This window comes from Streptomyces curacoi, from assembly GCF_001513975.1.
GTDB lineage: Bacteria > Actinomycetota > Actinomycetes > Streptomycetales > Streptomycetaceae > Streptomyces > Streptomyces curacoi.
Genome location: NZ_KQ947991.1, coordinates 323985 through 339171, shown reverse-complemented (window position 1 = coordinate 339171; position 15187 = coordinate 323985). Strand labels below are relative to the sequence as shown.

Here is a 15187-nt window from a genome sequence, read left to right as displayed (position 1 = left end):
TGTGCGGGCTGGGGCCAGGTACGGATAGCGTCTGCACTATGTCTGATGCTGTGCAGCCCACCGCTGCCGAGGTACGCGCCGCCGCCGAGGCGGTCAAGACCGCGCTCGACCGCCACCTGGCCGCGGTCGAAGGCCGGTCGGGGGAGGACGACCCGGCCGTCTACGAGGCGTTCAACCAGCTGGCCGCGGCCGCCGAGATCTACGACGAGCTGCTCTACGACCGCTACGACGAGGTCACGCCCTTCGAGATCCCCGGTGCGGAGGACACGTTGCCGCCGTACACGGGCCCCGAGGAACCGAGCGCGCTGAGCGTGCTGATCCGCCGCGACTACGCCGTGGTGGAGCCGCAGCGGCTGATGGCGCAGGCACAGCGGGTCGAGGCGGCGGACCCCGACGACGGCACGGGCGACGCGGAGGCCTCCGGCACGGTGCACGGGGCGCTGGGCATCCTGTTCGGCGAGTTCGAGCCGGACGAGATCGCCTCCCGGCACAAGGAGTTCGGCCTGGAGGAGGGCGACTCCACGCTCTGGGTGACCGCCTCCGACGACCAGGCCGACCCCGGCGAGTGGCTGGAGGCGCCCTTCGAGGGGATCGACCCCCAGCGGGTGATCTGCCGCTTCGACGTCAGCGCGGTCTTCGACGAGGACGTGGACGACACCGACGAGGCGGACGAGGACGTGGTCGACGACGTGGACGAGGACGTGGACGACGACGTCGAGGACGACCTGGACACGGAGCTGGACGAGGACGAGGACCTGGAGCCGCTCGACTCGGACCGCTGAGCGGAGGCGACGGCTGTCGGAGGGCGGCGGTCACGGGGGCAGATGCCTCCGTGACCGCCGCCGTTCTTCACGGGGCCTGCGGTTCGTCGGCGGGTGCGGGCCCGACTGCGGGTGCGGTCACCTCTGGACCGACCGGGGTCAGCCGGTCGTCGTCAGCTGCGGTGCCAGCAACGCCGGCAGACGGGTCGTCCGGGGCTTGGCCGGGACTTCGGCGACCGCGCGGGGGAGAGCCTGTTCCGCGCCATGGACCACGGAGAGATGGCGGTCGGCGCGGCTGAAGGCCGTGTAGACCCAGGGGCGGCTCAGGGCCTTGGCCGCGTCGCCGGGGAGCACCACGACCACCGCGGGCCAGCGGGCGCCCACCGCCTGGTGTGCGGTCAGGGCCCAGCCGTGCCGTACGGACTGCTCCACCCGTTCCTTCGGTACGACGACAGCCTCGCCCGCGCAGGACAGATGCAGCCCCTCGGCGTCGGCCTTCACCACCCGGCCCGGCACCGTACGGCCCGGCGCGGGGGAGTAGGCGATGCGGTCACCGGGGTCGAAGCCGCCGAAGCGGCCGGGACCGGGGTTGAGCCGCTCCTTGAGCGCGGCGTTGAGCGCGCGCGTGCCGGCCGCCCCGCCGTGGCCCGTCGTGATCACCTGGGTCTCCTCCGCCGGCACGCCGATCGCCCGCGGCACCGAGTCCGCGACCAGCTGCACGGTGCGGTGCACGGCCTCGCCCGCGTCCCGCACCGGCACGATCACGACCTCCTTGCCGGGCGCCGCGACCTGGTTCAGCTCCCCGACGCCGACACCGGAGACCAACTCGCCCAGCGGGCCGGGATCCGGGCGCCGCGAGGCGATCTGCGGGCAGACCCGCGCCGCCAGCAGATCGGCGAACACCCGCCCGGGCCCCACCGACCACAGCACCGCCGGATCCCCGGCCAGCACCAGCCGGGCCCCGTCCGGCAGCGACTCCGTGACCAGGGCCGCCGCCTCCACGTCCAGCTGCGGCGCGTCGAGGACCACGAGCAGATCGAGGTCGAGCGCCCCGTCCGTGTCCCGCCCGGGCCCTTCGGCGCCGGAGATCAGACCGGCCAGCGTGACGACGGGAGTGGCTCCCGAGTCACCCGGCGTGGGGCTGCCCGGTCCCCCGGAACCGCCCAGCAGCGCCGAGAAGCGCCCACGGCCGAGCGGACTGTGGGTGGCGGCCCAGGCCCGCAGACCGAGAGTCCGCGCCGCCTGCAGCAGCGCCGCCGGCTCGGCCAGGGACGCCTCCCCGCCCGTGTGGAGGACCAGGCCGTGGCTCGCGACCGCGCGGATCAGTTCGGCGGCGGAGCCCGCGCCGGCCGCGGCACCCTCCCAGTCCTCGGCCGAACCGTCCTGCTTGGGCACGGAGTTGATCAGACGGGCCAGCCCGTCGGCGAGGCTCTCCTCCGCGAGGGCGTACCGCTCCAGGCCGACGAGGACCCGCACGGGCCGCTCCTCGTCCTCCGCCGCCTCGTCGTCCCGCCGGGCCGGGGCGCCGGGCTCGTCCAGAGCGTCCTGGAAGGCCAGGGCATCGCCCTCGGCCAGGGCGTTCTGTACGGCCGTATCGGCGTCCGGCACAGCACGCCGGGCCAGCGCGGCGGTGAGCGTCGGCATCTCCAGGGCCGTGTGCCCGGCCAGGGCCGCCTGCTCCAGCAGCCAGACGGTGACCGCCCGGCCGCGTCTCTCGTCGTCCGGTCCGCACTCCGCGCCGAGCAGCGCCCGCGCGAACCCGTCGGCCTGCTCCGGCCGTACGCCGCCGACGCGCAGCAACTGCCAGGGATCCGCCCGCAGCCGGTCGCCCGCTCCCTCCCCGAGGGCCGCGGCGACCTGCGGGGCGAGCGCCTCCGGGGCGCCGCCGTCGGTCAGTACCCGCCGCACGGCCTCGACGGTCTCGGGCGCGGGGGCCACGGGTGCCTCGGCCGCCACGGGCTGCGGTCGGCGTACCGGCTCAGGGGTGGGGCGGCGTGGCGGCTCCGGCTCGCTGAAGACGGTGGCCGCGGGCTTGGCGCCGCTCTCCACGGCCCGCACGGCGGCGAGCAGATCCGCGGCCTTGCCGCTCAGCTTGGCCCCGCTCTCGACGCGCGCCTTCTTCTCCGCCTTCCGCCGCGCGATCCGCTCCCGCTCGATCCGCTGAGCGACAAGCTCCGCCTCGGCCTCGGACAACTGGGACGCGGTGTCGTTGTCATCGGCCACGGAGTCCTGAGCCGCGCTTTGCCCGCCGCCGGCTTCGGACGGCTGGGACGCGGTGTCGTCGTCATCGGTCGGGGAGTCCTGAGCCGCGCTTTCGCCGCCGCCGGCTTGGGACGGCTGGGAAGCGGTGTCGTCGTCATCGGTCGGGGAGTCCTGAGCCGCGCTTTCCCCGCCGCCGGCTTCGGACGGCTGGGACGCGCCGTCCCCGACGCCGCCCTCCGCTCCCGAAGCCGCGCTCTCGCCCCCACCGACCTCGACGCCCGAGCCCTCCCGGCCTTCGCCGCCCCCGGCTCCGGCAGCCCGCGCCACCACATCGCCCTCCGCGTCGGCCCCCTGCGCCACCACATCGCCCTCCGCGTCGGCCCCCTGCGCCACCGCATCGCCCCCGTCGGCCCCCGCGCCCCCGGTGGGCTCCACCCCGGCACCCCCGGTACTCCCGGCACCCGCGGCACCCCCGGCACCCCTGGTACCGACTGTCGGCGCCCCGCCCTCCGTCATGGCCCCCGGCGTCCCCGGCTCGGTGTTCTCCGTGGTCTCGGGCGGCTCCGTGCTCACAGCGTGCTCCAGTCGTGATCGGGATAGCGGTGCACAGGCGCCGACACGTCGTCGAGCGCCCGGCAGATCTCGTCAGGAAGACTAAGGGCCTCCACTGACAACGCCGCCGTGAGCTGCTGTGCGTTGCGCGGGCCGATGACGGGCGCGGTCACGCCGGGCCGGTCGCGGACCCAGGCGAGGGCGACCTGGAGCGGGGTGACGGCCAGCCCGTCGGCCGCCGTCTGCACGGCGTCCACGATCCGGGTCGCCGTGTCGTCCAGGTACGGGGCGACGAAGGGGGCCAGATGCTCGGAGGCGCCCCGGGAGTCCGGCGGGGTCGCGTTGCGGTACTTGCCGGTGAGCACGCCACGGCCCAGCGGCGAGGACGGCAGCAGGCCGACGCCCAGATCCAGCGCGGCCGGCAGCACCTCGCGTTCCACGCCGCGCTGGAGCAGTGAGTACTCCAGCTGTGTGCTCGCCAGCCGGGTCCGTGTGCCGGGCGCCGCGAGCTGCCAGGTCGCCGCCTTGGCGAGCTGCCAGCCGCAGAAGTTGGAGACGCCGGCATAGCGGGCCCGGCCACTGCTGACCGCGAGGTCGAGGGCCTGGAGGGTCTCCTCCAGCGGGGTGTACGGGTCGAAGGCGTGGATGTGCCACACGTCGACGTAGTCCGTGCCGAGCCGGCCCAGCGAGGCGTCCAGCGCGGAGAGCAGATGGCCGCGCGAGCCGTCGAAGCGGCGGTCGGGATCCGGGACGCTGCCGGCCTTCGTCGAGATGACCAGGTCGCGGCGCGGCACCAGCCCTTCTATGAGCCGGCCGAGCAGGTACTCGGCCTCTCCGTCGCCGTACACGTCCGCTGTGTCGACGAGGCTGCCGCCCGCTTCCCAGAAGGTCTTCAAGAGGTCCGCGGCGTCGTGCTCGTCGGTGTCCCTGCCCCAGGTGAGGGTGCCCAGTCCGATGCGGGACACGCGCAGGCCGGTGCGGCCGAGATGCCTCTGCTCCATGAACGCCGAGATTACTGGCCAGAACCTGCCATGTGGGGGCCTGTGGATAACCAGTTTCCGGGACGGTCACCGGGGATACCGGGGGCCGCCCGGGCGACGCCCGCCACACCGGCCTCCCGGCGGGAGGCCCCCCGCGCTATGGTCGGGCCCACAAGGGACGTTACTGATCGGTAAGGGGAATCCGCCATGCAGCTCGGGATCAACCTCGGCTACTGGGGTGCCGGAATGGACGCGGACAATCTCGCCGTCGCCCAGGAGGCCGACCGGCTGGGATACGCCGTGTGCTGGGCCGCCGAGGCGTACGGCTCGGACGCGGCCACCGTGCTCTCCTGGGTCGCCGCCCAGACCGAGCGCATCGACGTCGGCTCCGCCATCTTCCAGATCCCGGCCCGCCAGCCGGCGATGACCGCGATGACGGCCGCGACCCTGGACTCGCTCTCCGGCGGGCGCTTCCGGCTCGGCCTCGGCGTCTCCGGTCCACAGGTCTCCGAGGGCTGGTACGGCGTCAAGTTCGACAAGCCGCTGGCCCGCACGCGTGAGTACGTCGAGATCGTGCGCAAGGCCATGACGCGCGAGCGGCTGACGTACGAGGGACAGCACTGGACGCTGCCCCTGCCCGGCGGCCCCGGCAAGCCCATCAAGCTGACGGTGCACCCGCAGCGCGAGCACATCCCGCTGTACATCGCCGCCATCGGCCCCAAGAACCTGGAGCAGACCGGTGAGATCGCCGACGGCGCCCTCGTGATCTTCCCCTCCGCCGAGCACCTGGAGGACACCACGATCCGCCACCTGCGCGCGGGCCGTGAGAAGGCCGGCAAGACCATGGACGGGTTCGACGTCTGCCCGACCCTTCCCCTCGCCGTCGGCGAGGACAAGGACGTGACCACGCTCGCAGACACCTTCCGCCCCTACACCGCCCTGTACGTCGGAGGCATGGGCAGTGCCAAGCAGAACTTCTACAACCAGCTCGCGCAGCGCATGGGGTTCGAGGCCGCGGCCGCCGAGGTGCAGGAGAAGTACCTGTCCGGCGACAAGCAGGGCGCCGCGGCCGCCATCCCGCACGAGCTGATCGACAAGACGACGCTGCTGGGTTCGGTGGACCGCATCGCGGACCGGATGAAGGAGTACGCTGCGGCCGGAGTCACCACCCTCAGCCTCGCCCCCGCGGGCTTCACGCTCGACGAGCGGATCGCCTCGCTCCGCGCCGGCACCGAGGCCCTGGAGCGCGCCGGACTGGCGTGACACGGCGGCGCGGGGGCGGAATTTCTGCGGCCGTGGTGGGGGCTCGGGGGTCTTCCCCGCCACGGCCGTCACGCAGAACAACGCGCGCGTGCCCCGGCGGTTACGCCCTCGGCGGAACCTGGTGGTCATCCTTTTGGCGGAGTTGTCCGACACAACTGTTGCAGCACCCCTCGCGCCGCATTTGACTCGTTCTTTTCGGAATCCTGCGGAGTCCTGCGTCCGGCAGAGAGGTGCCCACGATGCTTTCGGCCAAGAGTCTGTTCCAGGAGATCCTCGACAACGACGAGTCCTTCCGCCTGTTCTGCTCCATCGCGGCCGGCGGCGAGTCCCAGGGAGGCTGGGAGAACGCCCGTATCGCCGCGCTCGTCCCGGAGAGCGAGCGCGCTCTCGCACCCAAGATCACCCGGCACGGGGCCGACGAGGACAAGCACGGGCGGATCTTCAACGCCCTGCTGAAGAAGCGCGGCCTCGAACCCCTCCCCGTCCCGCCCGAGACCAACTACACGATGCTGCTGGAGAAGCGCGGCATCGGCCTCGCCCACGAGAAGCTCAAGAGCGACGAACCGCTGACGGTCCAGGACATCGTCACGTATCTCGCGCACAGCCGGGTCACCGAACAGCGGGCCTCCGAGCAGATGGAACTGCTGCGCAGGCACTTCGCCGACCACCCCGACATCGGCCGCGCGGTCAAGATGATCTCGGGCGACGAGGACAACCACCTCGCCTACTGCCACGAGGAACTCCTGCGCTTCGCAGCCCAGGGACACGGCCGGGCCATCCAGCGGACCCTGCGCGAGTGCGCGCTCGCCGAGATCCGGATCTACCGGGACGTCAGCCTCGCGGTCATGGACCACATGGGGCGCGTCCTCGGCTGGCCCAGGGCGAAGGCGGCCGTGCTCGCCGCGGGCATCCACGCCGTGTACGCCTGGGAGCGTCTCGCGGGCTGGCGGCGGATGGTGAGCCTGCGGATGCCCGAGCGGCGCGACGCGCTGGGCGGGCCGGCGGCCTCCGCCCCCGAGTTCGCCTGACGCACGGTCCCTACAACCAGCCCCGGCTCTTGAACAGCCGGTACAGCAGCACCTCCAGGGCGGCCATGACCACGATCAGCACCGGATACGACCCGACCCACTGCAGCTCGGGCATGTGCTCGAAGTTCATGCCGTAGATCCCCGCGATCATCGTGGGGACCGCGGCCATGGCCGCCCACGCCGAGATCTTCCGCATGTCGTCGTTCTGCCGGACGCTCATCTGCGCCAGATGCGCCGAGAGGATGTCGGACACCAGCCGGTCCAGGCCCTCCACGGACTCGTTCACGCGCGTGAGGTGGTCGCTCACGTCCCGGAAGAAGGGCTGCGCCTCGTCGTGCACGAAGGGCACGCGCGCGCCGATCATGCCCGTGCCGGCGAGCCGGGCCAGGGGCTGGGCCAGCGGGCCGGTGGCCCGGCGGAACTCCAGGATCTGCCGCTTGAAGGCGTAGATGCGGGACGCCGTGTGCCGTGAGCCCCCGCTGGTCGGCGAGAACACCTCCGTCTCCAGCTCCTCCAGATCCGTGCCCAACTCGCCCGCCACGTCCACGTAGTGGTCGACCACGGCGTCGGCGATCGTGTACAGCACCGCCGTGGGACCGTGCCGCAGCATCTCCGGCTCGTGTTCGAGTCGGCGCCGGACGATGCCCAGCGGCGCCTCCTCGCCGTGCCGGACGGTCACCACGAACGAGTCGCCGATGAAGACCATGACCTCACCGGAGGAGACGATGTCGCTCTTCGGCTCGTAGCCGACCGGCTTGAGCACCATGAACAGCGAGTCGTCGTACACCTCGAGCTTGGGCCGCTGATGTGCCTTCAGGGCGTCCTCGACGGCCAGCGGGTGCAGCGCGAACTCCTGCGTGACCTGGTCGAACTCCTTCTCCGTGGGCTCGTACAGGCCGATCCAGACGAACGCGTCGTCCTGCAGGCGGCACTGGTCCAGGGCGTCGGAGAGATCCGCCGGCCCTTCCGTCCGGCGCCCGTCGCGATATATGGCGCAGTCGACGATCACGGAGCGTATTCTCCCGCCGTCCGCGCGCAGGCGCACCCCTTCGTACGCCTACGCTGGGCCGCATGCCCACGCTGATCCTGGTCCGGCACGGACGTTCCACCGCCAACACCGAGGGACTGCTCGCCGGGTGGACGCCCGGTGTCGCACTCGACGAGCGCGGGGCCGAGCAGGCCGCCGCCCTGCCCGGGCGGCTCGCCGAGCTGCCGATCTCCGAGGTCGTCACGAGCCCCCTGCAACGCTGTCAGGAGACGGTCCGGCCGCTGCTCGCCGCCCGGCCCGGACTCACCGCGCACACCGACGAGCGGATCGGGGAGTGCCACTACGGCGACTGGTCCGGCCGCAAGCTCGCCGAGCTCAAGGACGAGCCGCTGATGGAGGTGGTGCAGGCCCATCCGTCGGCGGCCGCGTTCCCCGGCGGCGAGTCGATGCGGGCCATGCAGACCCGGGCCGCCGAGGCCGTACGTGAGTGGAACGCGCGCGTGGAGCGCGATCACGGCGCCGACGCCGTGTATCTGATGTGCTCGCACGGCGACATCATCAAGTCCCTTGTAGCGGACGCACTCGGTCTTCATCTCGACCTCTTCCAGAGGATCTCCGTCGAACCGTGTTCCATCACCGCGATCCGTTACACCCGTCTGAGGCCGTTCCTCGTACGCCTCGGCGACACCGGTGATTTCGCGTCCCTCGTCCCGCGCGAGGAACCGCCGGCCGGTGACGCGACGGTCGGGGGCGGCGCGGGCGCACCGTGATCGTCCGGCGCAGTAGGGTGAAGCGGTCGAAGTAGCGCCGTACTCACGATTTCGCCGTAGTCACCATTCGCCGTACTCACGATTCGCCTCACTCACGATTCCAATGGAGACAGGACGTGTCCCGTCAGGTGTTCCTCTACGACCCCCCGGACCGTTTCGTGGCCGGTACGGTCGGACTGCCCGGACGCCGTACGTTCTTCCTCCAGGCCTCCGCCGGCTCCCGGGTGACCAGCGTGGCCCTGGAGAAGACCCAGGTCGCCGCCCTCGCCGAGCGCATGGACGAACTGCTCGACGAGGTCGTACGGCGTAGTGGCGGCAGCGCCGCCGTCCCCGCCGTGGCGCCCGCCGAGATCGCCGACACCGCCCCGCTGGAGACCCCCGTCGAGGAGGAGTTCCGCGTCGGCACCATGGCCCTTGCCTGGGACGGCGAGGAGCAGCGCATGATCGTCGAGGCGCAGGCCCTCGTGGAGCTCGACGCCGACTCCGAGGAGGACCTCGCCGAGGCCGAGGAGCGGTTGCTCCAGGACGAGGAGAACGGACCCCCGATGCTGCGGGTCCGGCTCACCGGCGCGCAGGCGAGAGCCTTCGCCAAGCGCGCCCTGGACGTCGTCAACGCCGGACGGCCGCCGTGCCCGCTGTGCAGCCTCCCGCTCGACCCGGAAGGACATGTATGTCCGCGCCAGAACGGATATCGCCGCGGAGCGTGACCTCGGTGGAGCTGCTCACCGAGGGCGAGCTGACCGTGCGCGGGCGCATCCGCGAGGCGTCCAACGCGGCGCTGTTCTGCACGGTCGCGTACGAGGGGCAGGAGGCGTCCTGCGTCTACAAACCGGTCGCCGGTGAGCGGCCCCTGTGGGACTTCCCGGACGGGACGCTCGCCCAGCGCGAGGTCGCCGCCTACGAGGTCTCCGAGGCGACCGGCTGGGGGCTCGTGCCGCCGACCGTGCTGCGGGACGGGCCGTACGGCGAGGGCATGGTCCAGCTGTGGATCGACGTGGCACCGGAGGCCGAGCTGCTCGCCCTGGTCGACGGTGAGGAGCCCGAGCCCGGCTGGAAGGCCATCGGCTTCGCCGAGGTCGGCGAGGGCCGCACCGCGCTGCTGGTGCACGCCGACGACGAGCGGCTGCGGCGGCTCGCCGTCCTGGACGCCGTGATCAACAACGCCGACCGCAAGGGCGGGCACCTGCTGCCCACCGAGGGCGGCCGGCTGTACGGCATCGACCACGGGGTCACCTTCAACGTCGAGAACAAGCTGCGGACGCTGCTGTGGGGCTGGGCGGGGGAGCCCCTCACCACGGAAGCCGTCGAGGTGCTCGGCACCCTGAAGGAAGGGCTGAAGGAGGGCGGTGCGCTGGCCGTACGGCTGGCCGGGCTGATCACCGCAGCGGAGGTGGAGGCCACACGCGCGCGTGTCGAGGCGCTACTGGCGTCCGGGAAGCATCCGGAACCGAGCGGGGAGTGGCCGGCGATTCCGTGGCCGCCCGTGTGAGAGTGCCGGCGCGTGGGGGCCGGCGCCGGCGGGGTGCCGGGCACAAAGGCAGGTGCTGCGCAAGACCGCCTTCCCAGCCATCCACCCCGCTCCGGTTCGTATCCGGAACATCCGTCCGGTTAGGCTCATGACATGTATGCCTGGCCCGCTTCTGAGGTCCCCGCCCTGCCCGGTCAGGGCCGCGACCTGAGGATCCACGACACCGCGACCGGGGGTCTGGTCACCCTGGACCCCGGTCCCGTCGCCCGTATCTACGTCTGCGGCATCACCCCGTACGACGCCACCCACCTGGGGCACGCGGCGACCTACAACGCGTTCGACCTCGTGCAGCGCGTGTGGCTCGACACCAAGCGGCAGGTTCACTACGTCCAGAACGTCACCGACGTCGACGATCCGCTGCTGGAGCGGGCGGCGCGGGACGACATCGACTGGGTCGCCCTCGCCGAGAAGGAGACCGCCCTCTTCCGCGAGGACATGACCGCCCTGCGCATGCTGCCCCCGCAGCACTACATCGGCGCGGTGGAGGCGATACCCGGGATCGTGCCGCTCGTCGAGCGGCTGCGGGACGCCGGCGCGGCGTACGAACTCGACGGGGACATCTACTTCTCCGTCGAGTCCGACCCGAACTTCGGCAAGGTCTCCAACCTCGACGCCGCCGCCATGCGGCTGCTGTCCGCGGAGCGCGGCGGCGACCCCGACCGGCCCGGCAAGAAGAACCCTCTCGACCCGATGCTCTGGATGGCCGCGCGTCCCGGGGAACCCAGCTGGGACGGCGGTTCGCTCGGGCGCGGCCGGCCCGGCTGGCACATCGAGTGCGTCGCCATCGCCCTCGACCACCTCGGCATGGGCTTCGACGTCCAGGGCGGCGGCTCCGACCTCGCCTTCCCGCACCACGAGATGGGCGCCTCGCACGCCCAGGTGCTGACCGGCGAGTTCCCCATGGCCAAGGCATACGTCCACGCCGGCATGGTCGCCCTGCACGGCGAGAAGATGTCCAAGTCCAAGGGCAATCTGGTCTTCGTGTCGCAGCTGCGGCGCGAGGGCGTCGACCCCGCCGCCATCCGGCTCGCCCTCCTCTCCCACCACTACCGGGCCGACTGGGAGTGGACCGACCAGGTGCTCCAGGACGCCGTCGCCCGCCTCGGCCGCTGGCGCGCCGCCGTGTCCCGGCCTGACGGGCCGCCCGCCGAGACGCTCGTCGAGGAGATCCGCGACGCCCTCGCTAACGACCTGGACGCCCCGGCCGCGCTCGCCGCGGTCGACCGCTGGGTCGCATCGCAGGAGCAGACGGGCGGTACGGACACGGGCGCCCCCGGTGTCGTGTCGCGGGCCGTGGACGCCCTGCTGGGTGTCGCCCTCTAGCGACCGCGACCTGAACATGAGAGAGGGGCGCTTCCTCCCCGCGGTGGGAAGCGCCCCTTTGGTTCAGATGCCGGTCAGATCCGCTGGATCCGTACGCTGCGCAGCACGCTGGGCGACTGCGTGTCCCAGACGCCGATCACCTGGTGGCCGAACGCGAAGGCCTGCTGGATCTGCTGGTGGACCTGTGGGTTCGGGTTGTTGAGGACCCGGAACTGGTTGTTGATGCGCAGGAAGATCTGGTGCGGCTGGCCCTGGAGCGGGTGGACGATGTCGACGAAGCCGTTCGCCACACCGGAGGCGAGGGCCTGGGCCTGCACGTGCTGGACGGCCTGCTGAACCGCCGCCAGCGCGACCTGCTGCAACTGCTGCTGCATCTGCTGCTCGGCCTGCTGCGCCTGCGGGTCCTGCCGCTGCCCGCCGAAAGGCTGGCCCAGCTGCTGTAGCAGCTGCTGGAACGGCTGCTGCCGGCCGAGCTGCTGGAGCTGCTCCAGCGAGCCGCTCATACCGTACGGCTGCTGCTGGCCGAGGCCCTGTTGGGCGTAGCCCTGCTGCTGCCCGAACGACTCCTGCCCGAACGGCTGTTGCCCGAACGGCTCCTGTCCGAACGACTGCTGACCGTGCGGCTGCTGCTGGTAGGGCGATGTGCTGGGGTACTGCTGGCCCTGTTGTTGTCCCATGTGACTCATCTGCGGGGTGGTGCTCATACGGGTGTCACCTTCCCTTGATGTGATGGGCTGCGTCAGCCGGTGATCACCAGGCCGACGATCTCGTCGTCCGAGAACCACACTCGGACATCGGGCCGCCCCGCCGCGAAGGCGGCGTGGACCGCCTGGCGGATCTCCGGGGACGGGTGATCGAGGTTGCGCCACTCGCCGGCCACGAACAGCCGGAGCCTGGGCGGAAGTTCGCGTGGATACGGCAGCAGCTCGTCCCAGTACCGCTCGGCCCGGCCGGAGCCGACCGCCTGCGGCACCAAAGAGGTGACCGCCGCCTTGATGTCGGGCCGGTTGCCGATCCGCTGGGAGGCGGGCCGGCCCGGCGCGTCCTGCTGCGGGGAACCCGTCGCGCGCAGCACCGCGCGGGCCCGGTCCGGGGACATCGGCTGCTGGCCGGCCGCCTTGAGCATGCCCTGCAGCGCGGCCAGCGCGCCGACCACCATCGGGGCGGCGGACGACGTCCCCGAGAACGTGTCGGTGTACCAGGCGATCTCCTCGGGCCCGCCCTGCAGATCGCCGGGCCGGTCCCAGAAGCCGCCGGTGGTCGTCACCTCGCGCCCCCAGCCCTGTGCGTCCACGCGGGCGCCGTAGTTGGAGAACGCGAGGCGTGAGCGGTCCGGGCCATGGTCGCGGCCGTGCGTGCCGGGCGGCGGGGCGCCCGCGCCGACCAGTACGGCACCGGAGGACTGGTTGGACGGGTTGAACGGGTTGCGCCACCACTCGGGGAACCCGTCCGGGCGGCGCTCGTAGACCGCGTCGTCGAGCGACTCGGCGCCGTTGCCCGCCGCGGCCACCACGAGGACGCCCTTGGCGGTGGCGTGGCGGACGGCGGCGAAGTCGTCCGGCCACCATTCGAGCGGGATGCAGCCGCGCTGGTCGTCGCGCTCGGCGTACTCGAACCGGGGCCCCGGGCGGTGGAGTTCGATCAGCACGATGTCGCCGGGGCCCAGCCGGTCCGCCGCCGCGTGGATCGCGGCCGCCGTGCCGACACCCTGGAAGGACGCGGCCGCGGTCACCGTGTCCGGGACGATGCCGGTGACGCCGTACTCGCCCCGGTCGCCACCGAGCACACCGATCACGGCGGTGCCGTGGTTGCGCCAGGCGAGGTCGGTCAGCGGGGTGCCGACGACGACGCCGGCCAGCTTGGCGGCCAGGGCCTCATGGCCCAGCTGCCAGGAGCCCTCCACGTCGATCACGGTCACGCCCTGACCGGTGCCGCCGGGCCGCTGCCAGGCCCAGTGCGCGTCCACGCCCTCGGGCGCCGGGCGCAGATAGCCCTGCCGGCCGCTGTAGTCGGGGGTGACCGGGGCGCCCTCCTTCAGCCGTCCGCCCTCCCCGACCCGCCCGAACGAGGCCGGCACCGCGCCCGGCTTCACATACGCCGTGTCGACCCCCGGCAACGCGGCGATGCGCGCACGCAGCTCCTCGGCACGGCTCTCCCCGCCGCGTACCCGGTAGAACAGCGCGAGGTCGGGCACGTCCTGGGCGCCGGTGGCCTGCTGGAGGCGCTCCTCGCTGCCGAACAGCGGCTCCAGCGTGAGTTGTTCGTCACTGAGGAACATGTTCAGGGCCGACACGTCGGCGCCCGCCGCCGACCGGACACCCTCGGCCCTGGCGCGCAGCCGGGCCTCGGGACGGGCGACGACGATCAGTTCCTGCTCGGCTCCTCGATAGGTGAATCCCGCTCCGTCGGGCCCCGGCCCGGACGCTCCCGGACCCTGAGCCGGCTGTGCCTGCTCGGTCATCGTCTGCCGCTCCCTTCGGTCCTGCGGGTACCAAGTGCGGGTGGTGCGGCGCGCCTTCGGGGGAACAACCAAGCACGCCAGGCCCGGTCCGTCCAGACTTATTTCGCCAAGTCGGTTTGGAACAAGTTGAATTGGGCAACGTGTACAACCATGTGCAATCCGGCCTGAAACAGCTGTCACGCCACAATCGGGCCAGATGCTGTCCAGGCGCTGTCGAGGGGCTGCCTCCTGCTGCGGAGGTGGTCGGTGTGTGGTGGGGTGGAAGAGTCAGTTGACCGTTGGACCAGCCGTCGGCCGGATCTGCCGGCCTGGTCCTGTCCGCGGAAGGACGCACCGTGGCCCCCGAACACCGCTCCTTCGCACCTCACCTCAACCGCCGGAGATTCCTCGCGGCCGGCGCCGCCACCGCCGGAGCCGTACTCGCCGGGTCCGCCGGCACCTCCGCCGCGGCGGCCGAAAGGACCGCGAAGACGCCGCCCACCGTGATCCACCTCCCGGACGGCTTCCGCCCGGAGGGCATCACCATCGGCGGCGGACCGTACGCCTACCTCGGCTCGCTCGGCGACGGCTCGATCTACCGCGCCGACCTGCGCACCGGCGAGGGCGGCATCCTCTCGCCCGGGCCCGGCACGCCCTCGGTCGGCCTCAAACTCGACCACCGGGGGCGCCTGTTCGTCGCCGGACGCGGCCAGGGCGCCCGTGTCGTGGACGCCCGCACCGGCAGGATCCTCGCCTCCTACGTCCTCACCACGGCGACCCCGACCTTCGCCAACGACGTGTTCCTGACGCCGCGCACGGCCTGGTTCACCGACTCCTTCCAGCCCGTGCTGTACGCCCTGCCCCTCGGCCGGAACGGCGAGCTGCCGGACGCGGACGAGGTCGTGAAGATCACCCTGAGCGGCGACTGGAGCCAGGTCAGCGGCGAGGTCGTGAACGCCAACGGCATCACCCGCACCCCCGACGGCTCGGCCCTTCTCGTCGTACAGTCCGGGGTCGGTGGCCTGCACCGGGTGAACCCGCGCACCGGCGTCACCCGGCTCGTCGACCTCGGCGACGCGGCCCCGCTCACCAACGGCGACGGCTTGCTGCTGCTCGGGCGGACCCTGTACGTCGTCCAGAACCGACAGAACGCGATCGACGTGTTCGAGCTGGCCGCCGACGGCCGCAGCGGCGTCTTCCGGCGCCGTGTCACCGACCCGCGGTTCGACGTGCCGACCACGGTGGCCGCGTACCGGGGCCGGCTCTACCTGCCCAACGCGCGCTTCACCACGACACCGACGCCTCAGACGACGTACGACGTGATCTCCGTGCCGGCCTGACCACCCCTGCGC

Annotated in this window: 13 protein-coding genes; 8 read left to right on the top strand and 5 right to left on the bottom strand. The window is 72.3% G+C overall.

Translation table 11 applies throughout. The features are described 5' to 3' along the window. The first annotated feature begins 38 nt into the window (after positions 1 to 38). Positions 39 to 782 (top strand): hypothetical protein, encoded by a 744-nt coding sequence (locus AQI70_RS38750; RefSeq protein WP_062154653.1) that lies wholly within the window; start codon positions 39 to 41, stop codon positions 780 to 782. A gap of 138 nt (positions 783 to 920) precedes the next feature. Here the strand turns inward: AQI70_RS38750 and AQI70_RS27410 are convergent, their stop codons facing one another. Both AQI70_RS27410 and AQI70_RS27405 read right to left on the bottom strand, forming a co-directional pair. Then, on the bottom strand, positions 921 to 3536 hold the full coding sequence (locus AQI70_RS27410) for a helix-hairpin-helix domain-containing protein (RefSeq protein WP_062154652.1): 2616 nt from the start codon (positions 3534 to 3536) through the stop codon (positions 921 to 923). Beyond that, positions 3533 to 4516: an aldo/keto reductase gene (locus AQI70_RS27405; RefSeq protein WP_062154650.1), complete on the bottom strand. Its 984-nt coding sequence runs from the start codon at positions 4514 to 4516 to the stop codon at positions 3533 to 3535. Before AQI70_RS27405 ends, AQI70_RS27410 begins: the two co-directional genes overlap by 4 nt. 186 nt (positions 4517 to 4702) lie before the next feature. Between AQI70_RS27405 and AQI70_RS27400 the strand changes: the two genes are divergently transcribed. Both AQI70_RS27400 and AQI70_RS27395 read left to right on the top strand, forming a co-directional pair. Beyond that, a complete protein-coding gene (locus AQI70_RS27400) occupies positions 4703 to 5758 on the top strand; it encodes an LLM class F420-dependent oxidoreductase (protein WP_004002496.1) in 1056 nt (351 codons plus the stop codon). 239 nt (positions 5759 to 5997) lie between these two features. Next, positions 5998 to 6786, top strand: a complete 789-nt coding sequence (locus AQI70_RS27395; protein ID WP_062154648.1) for a hypothetical protein — start codon at positions 5998 to 6000, stop codon at positions 6784 to 6786. A gap of 10 nt (positions 6787 to 6796) precedes the next feature. Here AQI70_RS27395 and corA read toward each other — a convergent pair whose 3' ends face one another. Continuing rightward, entirely contained in the window at positions 6797 to 7795 is a 999-nt protein-coding gene (gene corA / locus AQI70_RS27390; protein ID WP_062154646.1) for a magnesium/cobalt transporter CorA, read from the bottom strand. Positions 7796 to 7857: 62 nt separating this feature from the next. Between corA and AQI70_RS27385 the strand changes: the two genes are divergently transcribed. From AQI70_RS27385 to mshC, 4 genes are all read left to right on the top strand, one after another. Continuing rightward, on the top strand, positions 7858 to 8544 hold the full coding sequence (locus AQI70_RS27385; protein ID WP_062154644.1) for a histidine phosphatase family protein: 687 nt from the start codon (positions 7858 to 7860) through the stop codon (positions 8542 to 8544). Between the two features lie 116 nt (positions 8545 to 8660). Further along, positions 8661 to 9251, top strand: coding sequence for a DUF3090 domain-containing protein (locus AQI70_RS27380; protein WP_004002500.1), 591 nt, complete (start codon positions 8661 to 8663; stop codon positions 9249 to 9251). Beyond that, positions 9215 to 10033 (top strand): SCO1664 family protein, encoded by an 819-nt coding sequence (locus AQI70_RS27375; RefSeq protein ID WP_107117091.1) that lies wholly within the window; start codon positions 9215 to 9217, stop codon positions 10031 to 10033. The genes AQI70_RS27380 and AQI70_RS27375 overlap by 37 nt, the downstream gene beginning before the upstream one ends. Positions 10034 to 10165: 132 nt before the next feature. Continuing rightward, positions 10166 to 11395, top strand: coding sequence for a cysteine--1-D-myo-inosityl 2-amino-2-deoxy-alpha-D-glucopyranoside ligase (gene mshC / locus AQI70_RS27370; RefSeq protein ID WP_062154640.1), 1230 nt, complete (start codon positions 10166 to 10168; stop codon positions 11393 to 11395). A gap of 74 nt (positions 11396 to 11469) precedes the next feature. On the opposite strand, the gene AQI70_RS27365 is transcribed toward mshC, so the two are convergent. Beyond that, entirely contained in the window at positions 11470 to 12099 is a 630-nt protein-coding gene (locus AQI70_RS27365; RefSeq protein ID WP_062154638.1) for a hypothetical protein, read from the bottom strand. Between the two features lie 35 nt (positions 12100 to 12134). Beyond that, positions 12135 to 13856 (bottom strand): S8 family peptidase, encoded by a 1722-nt coding sequence (locus tag AQI70_RS27360; RefSeq protein ID WP_062154636.1) that lies wholly within the window; start codon positions 13854 to 13856, stop codon positions 12135 to 12137. A 335-nt stretch (positions 13857 to 14191) separates the two neighbouring features. Here AQI70_RS27360 and AQI70_RS27355 point away from each other — a divergent pair, with 335 nt between their 5' ends. After that, positions 14192 to 15175, top strand: coding sequence for an SMP-30/gluconolactonase/LRE family protein (locus tag AQI70_RS27355; protein ID WP_062154634.1), 984 nt, complete (start codon positions 14192 to 14194; stop codon positions 15173 to 15175). The last annotated feature ends 12 nt before the right edge of the window (positions 15176 to 15187 follow it).

Coding starts and splice junctions, on each gene's coding strand:
- AQI70_RS38750 (WP_062154653.1), top strand. CDS start 39: ATGTCTGATGCTGTGCAGCCCACCGCTGCCGAGGTACGCGCCGCCGCC.
- AQI70_RS27405 (WP_062154650.1), bottom strand. CDS start 4,516: ATGGAGCAGAGGCATCTCGGCCGCACCGGCCTGCGCGTGTCCCGCATC.
- AQI70_RS27400 (WP_004002496.1), top strand. CDS start 4,703: ATGCAGCTCGGGATCAACCTCGGCTACTGGGGTGCCGGAATGGACGCG.
- AQI70_RS27395 (WP_062154648.1), top strand. CDS start 5,998: ATGCTTTCGGCCAAGAGTCTGTTCCAGGAGATCCTCGACAACGACGAG.
- AQI70_RS27385 (WP_062154644.1), top strand. CDS start 7,858: ATGCCCACGCTGATCCTGGTCCGGCACGGACGTTCCACCGCCAACACC.
- AQI70_RS27375 (WP_107117091.1), top strand. CDS start 9,215: ATGTCCGCGCCAGAACGGATATCGCCGCGGAGCGTGACCTCGGTGGAG.
- mshC (WP_062154640.1), top strand. CDS start 10,166: ATGTATGCCTGGCCCGCTTCTGAGGTCCCCGCCCTGCCCGGTCAGGGC.
- AQI70_RS27365 (WP_062154638.1), bottom strand. CDS start 12,099: ATGAGCACCACCCCGCAGATGAGTCACATGGGACAACAACAGGGCCAG.
- AQI70_RS27360 (WP_062154636.1), bottom strand. CDS start 13,856: ATGACCGAGCAGGCACAGCCGGCTCAGGGTCCGGGAGCGTCCGGGCCG.